The sequence below is a fragment of the Pseudomonas sp. HP_14 genome (assembly GCF_055283875.1).
In genome coordinates this window covers 159244-174668 of the sequence record NZ_JBTOQI010000007.1, presented here as the reverse complement: position 1 = coordinate 174668, position 15425 = coordinate 159244, and the positions used below count along the sequence as shown (strand labels likewise).

Below are 15425 nucleotides of genomic sequence, written 5' to 3'. Positions count from 1 at the left end.
ACAACCCGGACCTCCCTTTTTGGGAAAACTATTTGTACGTCCAGGTGTTCCTGCCAAAAGACCAGATTGATGATTTCCTGGCCTTGTGCAGGAAATACGCGCCTGGCGACGCGGAATATAAAGAGGGTCACTTCCGTGAGTGATGTGGAGAAGACTACGACTTATATTGCCAACGATGGCAGTGCCCTTTGACGGAGACGTGATTTGCCTGCGGAATCACCCTCACGCTCCTCCCCTGATTCTGCGAATTGGAACCGCTGACTCACATGCTGCAACCGCCTCAGGGCGAGGCGAGTACGATGGAGGCGGCGCGTTATGTGGACTGAGTCGGGCTACCGCTCACAACACATAAAAACAAATCGCCACGAAGTGCAGCAGACTCCCGGCCATCACGAACAAATGCCAGATGCCGTGCCAGTGGCGAAAGCGGGTGTCGTAGGCGAAGAAGATGATACCGATGGTGTAGAGCGCGCCACCCGCCGCCAGCCAGGCGAAGCCTGCTGTGCCCAGTGCGGCGATCAGAGGTTTGACGGCTACCAGCACGATCCAGCCCATGACCGCGTAGATCACGATGGACATGATCCGCGCTTCGGAACGGGGTTTGATTTCCTGCAGGATACCGATCACTGCCAGCCCCCAGACCACGCCGAATAACGTCCAGCCCCATGGACCGCGCAAGGTCACCAGACAGAAAGGCGTGTAGCTGCCTGCAATCAACAAGTAGATCGAAAAATGATCAACCTTCTGCATGATCACTTTCGCTCGCCCGCGTACGCTGTGGTACACGGTCGATGCGCTGTACAGCGCCACTAGCGTTACGCCGTAGATCGCGACGCTGACGATCTTCCAGATATCGCCCTGCAAACTGGCAATCGCCAGCAGCCAGACAGCCCCTACCAAAGCCAACACCGCGCCGACCAGATGGGACCAGGCGTTAAATTTTTCTCCGTAATACATCCGCACACTACCTCATCATTCTGAACCGCAGCGCAAGGCTCTAGCTTAGGGACGTAAAGCGCAAGCAGTGCGTTAGCCAAACAGATTTTTATTACAACCGCTGGCTGTCGAAATGTGCACAATCGGGGCACTCAAACAAGAAGCCTCACGACATGCAAATCGACGATGAGTTGACCCTGAAAAAACTGGAAATATTCCTGGCGTTCATGCGCACCGGCAACCTGACCAAAGCGGCCGCGGACCTGAACACCAGTAACGTCAGCGTGCACCGCGCCATTCATTCACTGGAAAGCGCCTTGCGTTGCCCGCTGTTCAAGCATGAAGGCCGCAACCTGACGCCACTGGAAAGCGCCTATGTGCTGGAAGAACGCGCGCAGAAGCTGATTCAGGACGTGCTCGCCACGGTTGAGCTGACACGTCAGGCCGCCGGGTTTTCCGCCGCACGCTTCAAGCTCGGTTCGCTGTATTCGCTGACAGTGAAGACCGTGCCGCAACTGATCATGGGGCTGAAAATTCGCCGCAGCGAGCTCAACATCGACTTGATCATGGGCTCCAACATCGACCTGTTCTACAAGTTGAAGAACATGGAAGTGGACGCGATTCTGGTGTCACTGGACGAGAGCATCAATGACCCGGACTGCGAGCATCTGCCGCTGTTTTCCGACGACATCTTTCTCGCCGCCCCCGCCGACTCGCCGTTTTCCCAGCAAAGCGAAGTGGACCTCAGTGACCTGCGCGAAGCGACATTCATTACCCTCACCCAAGGCTTCGCCACGCATCGTGATGGCATCCGGGTTTTTCAGCAGGCCGGGTTTGAACCCAAAGTGGCGATGCAGGTGAATGACATCTTCACCTTGCTGAGTATGGTCAGCTCTGGCGTGGGGTATGCGCTGTTGCCGGGGCGTATCGCAGCTGTTTATGAGAACCGGGTGAAGCTGATCCCGCTGCAGGAACGCTATCGCATGCAACAGCACATCGGCATGGTCTTCCTGAAATCAAAGGAGCGCGATCCGAATTTGTTGGCGTTGATTGCTGAAGGGCGGATGTATGCCAATAGACTGACACCCGCATAGGACCCGCATGAATGCAATTTCCTGTGGGAGCAGAGCTTGCTCGCGATAAGGGAACCGCAGATGTCTGGTCCATCGCGTTCAGCCATATCGCGAGCAAGCTTGGCTCCCACATTAGATACGTGTCGCTCGTAGAATCGCGGGTCAACCGACGATAGCGCGCACCACGAAGTACAACAGCGATGGTCCCAGCAGGCAGCCCAGTCCGGTGTGGAACGTTGCGGTCAACGCGCCGTAAGGCACCAGTCGCCGATCCGTTGCAGCAAGGCCTGCCGTCACACCACTAACGGTGCCTGCCAGACCGCCGAAAACCATCGCCGAGCGCGGGTTATCCAGCCCCATCCAGCGCGCCGCCATCGGTGTACCGACCATCACGATGATCGCCTTGATCAAACCAGTCGCGATCGACAGCGCCATCACATCCGATGTCGCCCCCAATGCCGCGCCAGTGACCGGGCCAACGATGTAGGTCACTGCGCCCGCGCCGATGGTGGTCATGCTTACTGCATCGCGATAGCCAAACACCCAGGCAATGCTCGCGCCGACAATGAACGGCAGGATCGTGCCAAGCAGCAGCGCAATCACGCCAATCATTCCAGCTTTGCGCGCTTCAGTGGCCTGCACTTCGAACGCCGTGGCAACGATGGCGAAGTCACGCAGCATCGCGCCCCCCATCAACCCGATACCGGAAAACAACGTGACGTCCGCCAGGCCTTTCTGCCCGCCGGTCATCGTGCCGCCGACCCACGCCAGAATCAGGCCGATGACAATGGCGATGGCTGAACCATGCACCCGACCGAACGTCAGGCGCTTGGAAAGCACGACAGAAATCCACATCACCACGCCCACAAAGGCGAACGCAGTTACCAACCCGTTGCTGATCAAACCTTTATCAATGATTTCCCACATATCAGCGGCTCCCTGCTGGTGCTGGCGATGAGGTTGGCGTCGGCGTGATACCCGGAATGATCACCGGCTCTTCCGGAGGCAGCGGCTCGCCCTTGTTGATTCGGCTGATCAGGGCAATGGTGCAACCGCACAAGACCACCGAACCCACGGCTGCAAGTACGGCAACAGGGCCGCCTTTGAGGGCCGTGACAACGTTTTGCTGAGCCGCCATCGCGACCACAACCGGGATGTACATGGCGCCCCAGAAACCGACGCCCATCTCGCACTCCTTGCTCATGCCGCCGCGCTTCTCCATCCACAGACGGGCACAGATCAGCAGAATCATCGCGATCCCGACACCGCCCACGTTGGATTTGACGCCCAGCATTACGCCCAGCAAGTCACCGAGAATCACCCCTGCAAGCATGCAGATAGCCAGCAGTGCTACACCGTAGATAATCATTATTGTTATTCCTCAGTTTGCCTTACGAAGTTGTTGTTCTTGTTCTTCGAAACGGTCCAGCGTCCTTGCGATCTATGGGTTGCGGCTGCCCTCCTCGCGTGACAACGCGACCAGACTGTCCAGGCGAGCGCCTTGAAATGCGACGGCCGTTCCTTGTTCAAACACCTTGCGCGCCAGCCCGGTCAACACCGTGCCCGGCGGGAATTCAATGTGTAGGCGAGCGCCGCGCTCGTAAGCGGTTTGCACCGTGCTGCGCCAGTCGATGACTCGGCACATGTTGAAGGCCAGATCGTCACGCAGCTTGTCCGCAGTCATCATTGGCCGCGCCGTGCTGCCACTCAGATAGCGCACGACGGGAGCTTTGATCGTCACCTTGGCGAAAGCCTCGGCCAAGGCCTGCGCCGGGTGCTCAAGCAGCGCGCAATGGGACGGCACGCTTACCGCGAGGCGCTTGACCGTTGCCGCGCCACTGGCTTTGGCCAGACGCGCCACGTCAACCATCGCCTCGATGCTTCCGGCGATCACAAACTGGTTTTCGGCGTTGATATTGGCGAGGTACACAGGCGATGCTTGACCATGAATTTCAGCGACCAGCGCTTCGACGGCGGTCTGATCCAGCCCGATAATCGCCGTCATGCCATAGCCCTCGGGATAAGCGCTTTGCATCAACTCACCGCGCAATGCCACTAGCCGCACGGCATCGGCAAATGCCAGCGAACCGGCAATGACCGCGGCCGGGTAAGCCCCGATGGACAACCCGGCGACGGTATCCGGCACACAACCTTGCTTCTGGAGAAACCGAGCGCTGGCGACACCGGCGACCAACAAACACAACTGAACGGCACGAGTGGATTGCAACGCTTGCTCAGAATCCAGCAGCAATACGTCTTCGCCCAACGCGTCGCTGGCTTCGCTCAGGCAATCACGTATCAACTGCTCATCCGGCAACTGATGCAACATGCCCGGCTGCTGCGCGCCCTGGCCAGGGAACACCCAGAAACTGCTCATGCGCAGGCCTCGGTCGGCTGCCAGGGTTGAGTGACCAGCCAGGCACCGTGCTCACTTTTGAGCAACACCTGACGCGAAGTGCCCGCCCACTCGCGCAATGCCAGTGCGCCAAAAGGCGTCTGAAGTTGCACGTCGATGCGGCACACGGAACGGTCCAGAACCGTCACCAACTCGCCAGCCCATTCACGACTGACGAAACGCGGGGTGCGCACAATCAAATCCAGATCACTGTTCTGATGCAGTGCCGCCACACCACTGGCCAATTCAAAACCAGCGCTGCCGCTCACGCCCCAAGGCAGCGCCAGCAGATCCATCAACGGCCGAATCTGATCCAGTGCTTGCAGCGCAGGCCAATCGTGCGTTCCTTGAACATGCGTCAACTGCTCAGGACGCACGCAACGCTCAATAGAAGATCGTGGCATCAGCGCGGCATAGCGCTGCTCACGACGCGGACCACGAATACCCACCGCGACAAGCGCCCTCGGCGCCAGTGAACGCCGGACCACCACCGGATGATCAAGGCGCACGGCCTCAAGCACCCAGTCCGGCGTATCGGCAGGCAGGGCAGACACAGGCATCCCCCACAAAAGATCATGGGGCAGCACTGCCAGATCAGCGTTCATTTACCACTGCGCCCGTAGCAGTTCGCGGACTTTCGACGAGGCTTGGCGATTACTCGCGCCGAGTCGGCTGCTCAGGTCATTTCCAGTGGTCTTCACGTCTTTGATCGCACTGTTCAGCACGTCCTGAACGTGGCTGATATCTGTGGCGGAGGGCTGTTCGATTTGGCTCACCGACAAGGTTTCCCAGAGCAAGCCAAGGCTGGCGTAGCTCTCGATGTCATACGCCATGGGCGGGATGCTGGCGGCGAGTTTTTCCAGTTCATCGACACTGCGCAAGGTGACTCGCGCTGCCGACTCTTTGCCCATGGCATGCACCATGACGCCTGGATCACGCAGGGCAATCAATCGATTGGCCTGATAACCGTGAGCCAGAAACGCACCGGACATCGCTTTGCCAACCAACAAACCAATCACTGCATGGCCCGCCAATCGCGCGCGGGCATAGCTGTCCACCGCGCCCGCCAGCGCTTGATGAATGCCCAGCGCCTCCTCGCGTCGTCCATAGGCCTGGCTTGGCACATCGACGATGGCGATCAACGCCCGCTTGTGTTCGTTGTCTCGATCCAGCTCGATGGCGGAATCCACAGCCTTCGCCAGGCCCCAACCTTCCAGCAAACCGACCTCGCCGCTGCGGGCACGCGGGAAACGGTTGTCAGCATCGGCAACCACCGCCAGAAAACGCACCGGCTGATCGCCCAACACACCGTCGGCTGCTTTGACTGAATGCGGCAAACCGACCACTTCGGCCGCGTTAGCGCTGAGCGCTTTAAACCAGTTCAAACCTCGTTGGGAAGCGCTCATCGCTTTTCTCCTACATACAGATCGCGAACTGCCTGCGGTTCGATTTGGGAAGTCGTATCGAGACGCGCCAGACGATGCAGAAAGGTTTCGTACTGGCTGCTGCGCTCCTGAGCCGGAACACCGAGGCTGATCCAGCCGGTCACTTGTTCACGAATCGCTTGCACGTCGTCAGCGGCAAAACCGTCCACCAAGTGGCTGGCGTAACGCTGCTCACCTCCAGTCAGGCTCCAGATGAAAGGCCGATCGCGGGAGTCGTATTCTTCGATGCCCGCTTCTTGCTCGATCACTTGCGGGCCGTTCAAGCCGAGTCGCGCCTCTTGGGTCACCAGCAGATAACTGCACAAGCCCGCTGCGATGGACATGCCGCCGAAGCATCCGACGCTGCCCGCCACCACGCCGATCACCGGCTGGTACTGACGCAGGTCGACAATTGCGGCATGAATCTCGGCAATTGCGGCCAGGCCAAGGTTGGCTTCCTGTAAGCGAACGCCACCGGTTTCCAGCAGCAAAATCGCGGCAGTCGGGATGCCGTTGCGGTTGTCTTCAGCTGCCAGTTCCAGCGCACCGGCCATTTTCGCGCCGCCCACTTCACCCATGCTGCCGCCTTGGAACGCACCTTCGATGGCGGCGATAACCACCGGTAAACCACCGACCGTACCTTTGGCGACAATTACTCCGTCGTCCGCCTGGGCGACGATGCCTTGCTTGATCAGCCAGGGCGACATGACGCGGTCAAACGGACCGATCAGCTCACGAAAACTGCCTTCGTCGAGCAAGGCCTCGGCCCGTTGCCGGGCACCCAATTCGACGAAGCTGTGTTGCTGGAGCAAGCGTGCGGTATCAGTCATGGCCGATCTCCTCAAAACCTTGTTCCAGACGTAACCGGACCACGCCCGGCGTCGCGCCGAAGTCATGAATATCGATGGCCAGTGCAGGCGGCGTTTGACCGTCAAACATGCGCTCGAACAGATGCTGCCAGCGGGCAGACGCACCATTCACCGACGTCACCACGTTGATCGATAACTTGCCGGGCACGCCGGGTTCGAGCAGCACTTCCAGATCACCGGAGCCGACACAACCCACCAGCGCACGGCCTAGCGGCGGCTGCCCGGCGGGGAATTCAAAAGACAGGGTTTCCATGGTCAAACACTCCTCGATTCAGAGCCGAGCAAAGGCTCAAGGCTATCGATGAACAGGCATGCGGCGAGCAAGTCGGCAGCGCCACCGGGGGATGCATTGAGCTGCAACAACTGCTGATCCAGCGCATGCAAACAACGGCGACCGGCGAGGCTCGCGCTGCCGCCCGCATCCAGCACCCGTTGTGCGCCGTGCTGCATGGCGTGCAAACCTTCAAGGCCAGAGCGATACAGCACGCAGGTGTCCGCCAGGGTGGTCATGATCGCCAGCAAGGCATCCAGTCGCGCGTTCTGCTCGCCACTGGCGTTGGCACGACTGCGGCGCAGTTGCGGCAGGCCTTTTTGCATCACGGCCGGGAAGCCCAGTTGTGCCTGTTCTTTCGCGCCCATGGCGCCATAACGCTGGGCCACTTGTGCGCCGTGGCTAAGTTGCGCGACCACGTTGCGGTCTTCGATCAAGGCCAGTTTTGCGGCACGCAAGGTCAACTGCGCTGCGCTGCAGTTATTGGGTTCAAGTGCGGCAGCGGTGACCAACAGGCCCAAGGCCCAGATCGCGCCACGGTGGGTGTTCACACCGTTGGTAGTGCGCAGCATCGCCGCTTCACCTTCACGACCAATGCGGCCCAAAGCCTCGCGCAACGGTTGGCCGATTTCTGCGAACTGTTCGGCGGCCTCAGCCATGTCCTTGAACATTGGCCATAGCGACAACGCCGAAGCGTGCATCAGGCCCAGATGCAGATCGCTATGCGCGCCACTGCCGCGCCGATCCACCAATGCTGGTTTCGGGGAAAGGTCCGCCTCATCAATCAGCGCTTCAACGGCGAGGTCTGCCAACTGTTCGGCAAACAGCAGGCTGTCGGATTTGGTTTTGTGTGCGAGTGCGCTCATTACCAACTCCTGAATTTGGCAGGCGGGTTGTACAAGCCGCCCGACCACTGCACCAGATCACCAATGCTCTTGGCGGCGAGCAATTCGCGGCTGGCGTCGGTGCGGCGGATACCCAGGTCTTCCGGCAGCGCAATCAAGCCTTCACGGCGCATACGCGCAGTGTCTTTGGGGTTATGGCGCATGCCAATCACGGTCACGCCTGCCACCGCAGCAATCATCGCCTGACGCTCTTCCAGGCTGCGCGCCTTGTACAGATAGGCGATGCCTTCTTCGGTGAGCAAATGGGTGACGTCATCGCCGTAGATCATGATCGGTGCGAGGGGCATGCCGCTTTTCTTCGCCACTTCGACCGCATCAAGTGTTTCCACGAAAGTCGGTTTGCCACCCTCCTGGAAAGTCTCGACCATCTGCACGACGAGCTTTTTACCGCGCTCCAGATAAGCATCCGGGCCGTCGCCGCTCTGTTGGCGCATGTCCAGCCAGGCGGGGGTTGGATGGCGACGCCCGTGAGGGTCATGGCCCATATTTGGCGCACCGCCAAAACCGGCAAGGCGACCACGGGTGACGGTTGATGAGTGACCATCGCCATCGACCTGTAACGTCGCGCCGATGAATAAATCCACCGCGTATTGCCCGGCCAGTTGGCAGACCATTCGGTTGGAGCGCAGCGAGCCATCGCGCCCGGTAAAGAACACGTCCGGCCGGGCGGCGATGTAGTTTTCCATGCCCAGCTCAGTGCCGAAGCAATGCACGCTTTCTACCCAGCCGCTTTCGATGGCGGGGATCAGTGTCGGGTGCGGGTTGAGCGTCCAGTTGCGGCAGATCTTGCCCTTCAGGCCAAGTGATTCGCCGTAGGTCGGCAGGATCAGTTCGATGGCAGCGGTGTTGAAACCGATGCCATGGTTGAGCGACTGCACGTTATGTTTTTCGTAGATGCCACGGATCGCCATCATCGCCATCAACACGTGCACCGGTTTGATGTGGCGCGGGTCGCGGGTGAACAGCGGCTCGATGTAAAACGGCTTGTCGGCCACCACCACGAAGTCAACCCACGACGCAGGGATATCAACGCGAGGCAGATCGCTGACGTCGTCCACCAACTGGTTGACCTGAACGATCACGATGCCGTCGCTGAACGCGGCAGGTTCGATCAATGCGGGGGTGTCTTCGGTGCTTGGCCCGGTGTAGATATTGCCCGCCCGGTCGGCCATGAAACCGGCGGAAAGCACAACATTGGGAATCAGATCGACGACAAGCCGCGAGTACAGCTCGATGTAGGTATGAATCGCGCCGATTTCCAGCAGGCCGTCTTCCAGCAACTGGCTGATGCGCAGGCTTTGCGTGCCGGCAAAAGAGAAATCGAGCTTGCGGGCGATGCCGCGTTCGAACAGATCCAGATGCTCCGAGCGTCCGACGCTGGGCATGATCATGTGCAGGTCGTGCAGCTTGGCCGGGTCGACTTTGGCCAGGGCACGGGAAAGAAAGTCCGCCTGCTTCTGGTTGTTGCCCTCAAGCACCACGCGATCACCGGGCACCATCAAGGCTTCCAGCGCCGCGACGATGTTGTCGGTTGGCAACACCACACCATCAGCCAGGTGCCGCACCTGCTCGAGCCGCCGCTGTTTCTCGGTGCGACGACGCGACCAGCGCGCGTCGGGGGTCGTTATTGTTGTCATGTCCACTCCACGATTTCGCTGTCGTGGGCCACCTTAGGAGCTAAGGGTGCGGGGCATCAATCAAGTAGAGCGTGGGATCGTTACGGTTGGAGTAATGATCAGTTAATAGCGGCTAATGCTGGCCCAAAAGCTGTAGTGCAAGGCTCAGATTATTGTGGGAGCTGGGCTTGCCCGCGATGCAGGCACCGCGGTGTTTCAGGCCGATCGCATCATCGTTCATCGCGAGCAAGCTCAGCTCCCACAGGAGGCAGCAGCTTCGCAGCAACTATCGAAGCGAACGCTCTACCATCGCTTTGGCCATTTCAACCAGATGCACAACGGAAAACGCCAGATCGCGCTTCGAACCGGTCAGGCTGTCGCCGCATTCGTAAGCAGTGGCCATGGCGCAGCGCAGCAAGTCCGAGGCGTGAGTCAGGGCTTGCTCCTGGGTCAGGGCGTGATTGGCGAGGAAGGGTATTTGGGGTGTTGATTCGGGCATTTAATTTAATTCCTGTATGAATTTAGGAGCCACCCATTCGCTACCAAACGACGGGTGGCAGCCGCACGCAAGTTGGTAGAACCGGTTACAGGAACCCGGCGCGTCCGAAGACACCATGCGCACGGCCACCATAAACACAGGCCGTAAAAAAGCGCCTCGCAGAAGGTGGCGCCTTGCGCCTGTAACTCTAGGTCTACCAAACCTGATCGCTGATTTTGCAGCGACGGCAGGAGGTTAGAGACCCCAATCACAGGGCGCAATAGGCCGGGATTTTCTCGGAAATTTCACTCAAGGGAAAGGGAGGCTTCTTGCTATCGGACGGCCATAGAACGAGTCAACATCTGCGCAGGCAATAAATATCTAACTCAAAAAGTAGGCATCCCTTGATAAATTTCAAAGCCCAAATTTCCTGCGAAAACTTCAAAGCAATGACACATCTGAATAGCGAAACCTCTCTGCACTCACAGCAGCGGTATACTCCCAAGCGTTGCGCGCAAACCTACAATTGCCTATTCGGGGAGTACGTCATGGCATCATCCACGTTGTCATTCTCTATTGATGACTCATTGGCAGCAAAACTCGACGAGCTCGTGTCGGCTTCAAATCGAGACCGCCAATACCATCTGCAACGGGCGTTAGAACAATATTTGGCAACAGCATTCGAAGAGTTGCAGGCGATAGACGAAGGCATTGCAGACGCTGAAGCGGGACGTCTCACCGATCTTGAAATAGTAAAAGCTGAGTGGTTAGCACGTGCGAACAATAGCGCTGACTGAGAAAGCTCGAAGCGACCTGCTTTCTATCCACGAATACTACGTTGCAAACGCAGGTCCAAAGGTAGCAACTGGCATTATTCTCCACCTCCTCGAAAAGCTGGACCCACTGACGATTTTCAGCAGCATGGGGCGCCCGGCTCTGCGTCCAGGGGTTCGTGAGCTGGTTTTTGTTCGCTACCCATTTTTAGCGCTGTACCGAGTAAACGATCAAGAAATTCAAGTCATTAGAATTCGACATCAACGAGATGCTTAGTTGGTCCAGGTTTTTTCTCGGAAATTTCACTCAAGGGAAAGGGCGATGTCTGACTGTAGAGCGGGCAAGTTGTGGCTCAATATCTCGACGGGTAATACATGCGTACTGATTAGCTCAGCCTAAATCAGTTACTTTTCATTGAAAACGCTCTTCGGATTTCATCATGACCTCGCCTGACAACCCGCGGAATGAAAACTCCAGCGTTGAGACGACTTACTTGCTGAGTACGGAATCAAACGCCAACCGCCTGCGCCGCTCTGTCGCTCAACACTAAGCCAGGACAGTTCTGACCGACGATATGTCCTTGAACCTAAGCGAGCTCGAAGTAAACCGACGCATTCAGCACCTGCCGATCTGACAGTACGCTCTCATGCAGCAAGCACAGGCCATTGTAGGAGTGACCGGGGTGGCGTTCCACCTTGCTCGCGATTCGGTTTCTTTGTCGACGACAATTATCGCCTGAGTTAACGCTATCGCGAGCAAGCTCACTCCTACAGGTCCAAGGTTAGCTGCGGGACAACAACCGCCCAATCCAAAGCCAGCTAATACCGCGTACTCGCCCCTCCCCCGGTAGCCAGAATGCTGCCAGATCCAGTTCAAGGGTAAGTTCATGGTGACGGCCGTTTTGCACATGAGCCGAATAGCCGATTTAATCGGCTCACGTATCTAACTGGGTACGCATTTTTCGGTAGGAGCGAACTTGTTCGCGAACGGCTGCGCGGCAGTCGTATATCTGACGAACCGATCCCAGCAAATGCACCGAGTCGCGGCCATTGCAGCCGCTTCGCGCCAGATCGCGAACAAGTTCACGCCTACAGGTGGCTCGTTTCTGACGACTCGGCCAACCCCGCGTCCACCAACCACTGCTCCAACCCCACCAGATCAGGGATTTTCGCGACGGTCTCGCCGACTTGCACAGCCGCCAGCTCAAGCGCATCGAGGGGGACGTCGACATAGCTGAGCTGGTTATCAACCTTGCAGGAGCGCGGAATACCCTGCGTCAGTAGCGCGATGAATTTCAATTCATCACGATCACCCAATGCGTTGAGCACGACAATACGTGCCCGGCCACCCACAAGGGTTCGGCCGCCGCATGCGGCTTCGAAGCTGAGCAGCGGCAAGGTGCGCTGGCGCCAGTTGATGGACCCCAGGTACCAGTCCGGCGCGTCGCTGGGCGCGCTGCAATCCTGGTAGTCGATCAGCTCAGCCACGGCGACGTTGGGCACCAGCAGGTTGCGATCGCTCAGAGGCAGGATCAACCCGGTCAGTTGTGTAGCACTGGCGGCGTTAGGCATTGACCTGACTCCAGTAGGCGATGCTTTCGAGCAGCGCTGATTCCTGATACGGCTTACTCAAATATTCGTTGACGCCCAGCCCCATGGCACGGTCGCGGTGCTTCTGCCCGGAGCGGGAGGTGATCATGATGATTGGCAACTCCTTGAGCTGCTCATCGGCGCGAACATGACTGAGGACTTCGAAGCCGTCCATACGAGGCATTTCAATGTCCAGCAGCATGACATCCGGCACACGTTCCTTGAGCAACGCCATGGCGTCGACGCCATCTTTGGCCGTTAGCACGTTCATGCCGTGACGCTCCAACAGACGACTGGTGACCTTTCGCACGGTGACCGAATCGTCCACCACCAAGACCAGCAGCGGTCGGCCCTGTTCGATGTCACGCCATGCAGGGACACTGCGCCCCGCCGCCTGTTCTGCCTGCAAGCGGCTGTGCAAGCGGCGGATGTGGGCCAGCAGATCCAGAATCAACACCACTCGGCCGTCGCCCAGAATGGTCGCGCCGGAAACACCCTGTACACGGGCGAACTGCGGACCGAGGCTCTTGACGACGATTTCCCGCGAGCCTGCCAACGCATCCACCTGCACCGCTACCCATTGATCCTGAACATGCACCAGCAACACGGGTAGCGGTTGGGTCTGACCTATCAGTGAAGGCGGCAGGCTGTTGTTGAGCAGCTCGCCCAGGTAACGCAGCTCATAAACCCGCTCGCCGTATTGGTATCGCGGTGGCGTCGACTGGTAGCAGCTTTCCAGCTCGGCGGGCATCACTCGCACAATGCCCTCAACGGTATTGAGCGGCACGGCGTACTGCTCTTCGCCGCACTGCACCATCAAGGCACGATTGACCGAAACAGAAAACGGCAGACGAATCCGGAACAGCGCGCCCTGCCCTGGCACCGACTCGATAAGCATGCTGCCGCCCAGTTGTTTGACCTCGGCATGCACCACGTCCATACCAACGCCCCGCCCGGAAATCTGCGTCACGGTTTCTGCCGTGGAGAACCCTGGCTCAAGAATGAACTGCAATGTTTCGTGGTCACCCGGCTGCGCATGGGCCGGAATCATGCCGCGCTTGATCGCCTTTTTCCGCACCGCATCCAGATCAACACCTGCACCGTCGTCGCTCATCTCGAAGACGATATCGCCGCCTTCGTGTTTCAGATCCAGGATGATCGTGCCGTACTCGGGCTTGCCTTGGGCAAGACGCTCTTCGGTGCTTTCAAGGCCATGATCGATGGCATTGCGCAGCATGTGCTCCAACGGGGCGACCATGCGCTCAAGCACGCTGCGATCCATTTCACCTTCGGTATTACCGACCTCAAACCGGACCTTCTTGTGCAACTCGGCGGACACCTGACGCACGATGCGCTTGAGGCGCGGCACCATACGTTCGAACGGCACCATGCGCGTGCGCATCAGGCCTTCCTGAAGCTCGGTATTGACCCGCGCCTGTTGCAGCAACAGGGTTTGCGCATCGTTGGCCCGGGCGTCCAGCGTTTCCTTGAGGTCCATCAAGTCGGATGCCGACTCGAACAGAGCACGGGACAGTTGCTGCAGTTGGGAATGGCGGTCCATTTCCAGCGGGTCAAAATCCTCATAACCCAAGCGTTCGGCCTGTACCTGCTCGCGGCTGAGGATACTGCCCTGGGTCTCCATGTCGAGGCGTCGCAGTTGGTCGCGCATACGCTCAATGGTCGTGGCCATTTCCGCGAGAGTGCCTTCGGCGTCGATCACCTGCTGTTCGATGCGACCACGGAAGATAGACGTTTCACCCGCCAGATTGACCAGCGTTTCCAGCTCTTGCGCGGGGACTTTGACCATTTCTCCGGCAGACCGCTCGCCCTCTGCATCGGAGGCAGGGCCTGGCTCGGGAGGCAACGCCAGCGGCTCAGGCACTGGCGGGGTCTGCATTGGCTGTTCTGAGTGGTCAGCGATGGCGTGCTTGCGAATGCTCTCGATCAACAGCGCAGCACCCGGCAGGGGCTTGTCGGAACGCACGGCATCAAGCATGTCGGCCAGCAGATCATGACCACTTTGCAGCAGGCTGATGGTGATCGGGTCAGGCCTTAACGTTCCCGCCGAAAGCCCTTCGTAGAGTGTTTCCAGCTCATGGGCCAGATCGCCAACAGGCGCGATTTCCGCCATGCGAGCGCCACCTTTGAGGGTGTGCAGGTCACGCAGCAGGTTTTCCACTTCCAGCAAATTATCGGGGTCGGCCTGCCATCTGGTCAGCGCTGCGCCAGAGCTTTCAAGCAGGTCGAAGCCTTCTTCAAGAAAGATTTCCAGTAGTTCGGTATCGCGCTCAGGCGGCGCATTGACTCCGGCCTCGGGCTGCGCAGGCCTGGCGGTGAGATCGGTTGTTGATGCGCGGGTGGTGCCCAGACGCAAATCCCGAATAGCCTCGATCAAACCCACCGGATCGCTCAACACCTGATGCTTTTGCAGTTGCTCAAGCATCAACGCCAACTGGTCATGGCTTTGGATCAGCAGCTCTGCGAGCGCCGGGGAATAGTTGTAGCGACGATCAATCAGGCCTTCGTACACACTTTCCAGCTCATGCCCAAGATCCCCGATGGGACCGATTTCGGCCATGCGCGCGCCACCTTTGAGGGTGTGCAGGTCGCGCTGCAAAGCTGACAGCGGCATCGGGTTTTCCGGATCATCCAGCCAGCGCTGCAGGGCTTGCCCGGCGCTGTCGAGAATATCCACCGCCTCTTCGAGGAATATCTCGACGATCTCGTCGTCCAGAGTCAGCGGGTCGTCGTAAATCGGCGCATGACTGGCCAACTGTTCGGTGGCCGCGTTCAGCTCGGTGATGCTCAGCGCCTGACTGCCGTCGCTTTTGATCAGGCCGGTGGCCGATGGGTCCAGCGCCTGGTCAAGCAGGTCACGCAAGGCCTGGATACGGGCCGGGCAGGCTTCGACGTCTTGTCCGGCGGCCAACTGATCAAGCATGCAGATCAGCGCTTCATGAGCCTGTTCGGCCTCGTCGAAAAACCGTTCGCTGACCGCCAGGCTGCTTTCTTCCACTGCGCCATAAAGGTCGAGCAAGGCTTCGCAGAGCTCGTCCACTTGCGGGAGATCAGCGAGGTGCGCGCCGTGCCCGAGC

Annotated in this window: 15 protein-coding genes and 2 pseudogenes; 4 read left to right on the top strand and 13 right to left on the bottom strand. The window is 58.9% G+C overall.

The annotated features are described in order from the left end of the window. Window positions 1-239: 239 nt before the first annotated feature. Window positions 240-314: pseudogene (locus tag ACYASS_RS07585) on the top strand (hypothetical protein); the annotation flags it as partial. 25 nt (window positions 315-339) lie between these two features. Here ACYASS_RS07585 and trhA read toward each other — a convergent pair. Next, entirely contained in the window at window positions 340-957 is a 618-nt protein-coding gene (gene trhA / locus ACYASS_RS07580) for a PAQR family membrane homeostasis protein TrhA (protein ID WP_463585670.1), read from the bottom strand. A gap of 152 nt (window positions 958-1109) precedes the next feature. Here trhA and ACYASS_RS07575 point away from each other — a divergent pair, with 152 nt between their 5' ends. Further along, complete coding sequence (locus ACYASS_RS07575) at window positions 1110-2030, top strand: LysR family transcriptional regulator (RefSeq protein ID WP_463585669.1); 921 nt, start codon at window positions 1110-1112, stop codon at window positions 2028-2030. Window positions 2031-2171: 141 nt separating this feature from the next. Here the strand turns inward: ACYASS_RS07575 and madM are convergent, their stop codons facing one another. The 10 genes from madM to ACYASS_RS07525 form a co-directional block, all read right to left on the bottom strand. Next, window positions 2172-2936, bottom strand: a complete 765-nt coding sequence (gene madM, locus ACYASS_RS07570; protein ID WP_027901340.1) for a malonate transporter subunit MadM — start codon at window positions 2934-2936, stop codon at window positions 2172-2174. A gap of 1 nt (window position 2937) precedes the next feature. Next, window positions 2938-3378 (bottom strand): malonate transporter subunit MadL, encoded by a 441-nt coding sequence (gene madL, locus ACYASS_RS07565; RefSeq protein WP_095092781.1) that lies wholly within the window; start codon window positions 3376-3378, stop codon window positions 2938-2940. Between the two features lie 72 nt (window positions 3379-3450). Next, window positions 3451-4386, bottom strand: a complete 936-nt coding sequence (gene mdcH / locus ACYASS_RS07560; protein WP_463585668.1) for a malonate decarboxylase subunit epsilon — start codon at window positions 4384-4386, stop codon at window positions 3451-3453. After that, a complete protein-coding gene (locus tag ACYASS_RS07555; protein WP_463585667.1) occupies window positions 4383-5009 on the bottom strand; it encodes a malonate decarboxylase holo-ACP synthase in 627 nt (208 codons plus the stop codon). The genes mdcH and ACYASS_RS07555 overlap by 4 nt, the downstream gene beginning before the upstream one ends. Then, entirely contained in the window at window positions 5010-5810 is an 801-nt protein-coding gene (mdcE, locus tag ACYASS_RS07550; protein WP_463585666.1) for a biotin-independent malonate decarboxylase subunit gamma, read from the bottom strand. Next, window positions 5807-6658, bottom strand: a complete 852-nt coding sequence (locus ACYASS_RS07545; RefSeq protein WP_463585665.1) for a biotin-independent malonate decarboxylase subunit beta — start codon at window positions 6656-6658, stop codon at window positions 5807-5809. Before ACYASS_RS07545 ends, mdcE begins: the two co-directional genes overlap by 4 nt. After that, entirely contained in the window at window positions 6651-6950 is a 300-nt protein-coding gene (locus ACYASS_RS07540; protein WP_087265683.1) for a malonate decarboxylase subunit delta, read from the bottom strand. Before ACYASS_RS07540 ends, ACYASS_RS07545 begins: the two co-directional genes overlap by 8 nt. Window positions 6951-6952: 2 nt before the next feature. Continuing rightward, a complete protein-coding gene (locus tag ACYASS_RS07535; RefSeq protein ID WP_463585664.1) occupies window positions 6953-7834 on the bottom strand; it encodes a triphosphoribosyl-dephospho-CoA synthase in 882 nt (293 codons plus the stop codon). Continuing rightward, on the bottom strand, window positions 7834-9510 hold the full coding sequence (gene mdcA / locus ACYASS_RS07530; RefSeq protein WP_463585663.1) for a malonate decarboxylase subunit alpha: 1677 nt from the start codon (window positions 9508-9510) through the stop codon (window positions 7834-7836). Before mdcA ends, ACYASS_RS07535 begins: the two co-directional genes overlap by 1 nt. Window positions 9511-9775: 265 nt before the next feature. Further along, window positions 9776-9988 (bottom strand): DUF6124 family protein, encoded by a 213-nt coding sequence (locus ACYASS_RS07525; RefSeq protein WP_463585662.1) that lies wholly within the window; start codon window positions 9986-9988, stop codon window positions 9776-9778. A gap of 527 nt (window positions 9989-10515) precedes the next feature. Here ACYASS_RS07525 and ACYASS_RS07520 point away from each other — a divergent pair. Together ACYASS_RS07520 and ACYASS_RS07515 are read left to right on the top strand one after the other, a co-directional pair. Beyond that, on the top strand, window positions 10516-10764 hold the full coding sequence (locus ACYASS_RS07520; protein ID WP_463585661.1) for a CopG family ribbon-helix-helix protein: 249 nt from the start codon (window positions 10516-10518) through the stop codon (window positions 10762-10764). After that, complete coding sequence (locus ACYASS_RS07515; protein WP_463585660.1) at window positions 10742-11017, top strand: type II toxin-antitoxin system RelE/ParE family toxin; 276 nt, start codon at window positions 10742-10744, stop codon at window positions 11015-11017. Before ACYASS_RS07520 ends, ACYASS_RS07515 begins: the two co-directional genes overlap by 23 nt. An 812-nt stretch (window positions 11018-11829) precedes the next feature. On the opposite strand, the gene ACYASS_RS07510 is transcribed toward ACYASS_RS07515, so the two are convergent. Continuing rightward, window positions 11830-12312 carry a chemotaxis protein CheW gene (locus ACYASS_RS07510; RefSeq protein ID WP_243244062.1) on the bottom strand — a complete coding sequence of 161 codons (483 nt, stop codon included), beginning with the start codon at window positions 12310-12312 and terminating at the stop codon, window positions 11830-11832. Next, a pseudogene (locus tag ACYASS_RS07505) lies at window positions 12305-15148 on the bottom strand (hybrid sensor histidine kinase/response regulator); the annotation flags it as partial. The gene ACYASS_RS07510 and the pseudogene ACYASS_RS07505, both read right to left, overlap by 8 nt. Window positions 15149-15425 lie beyond the last annotated feature (277 nt).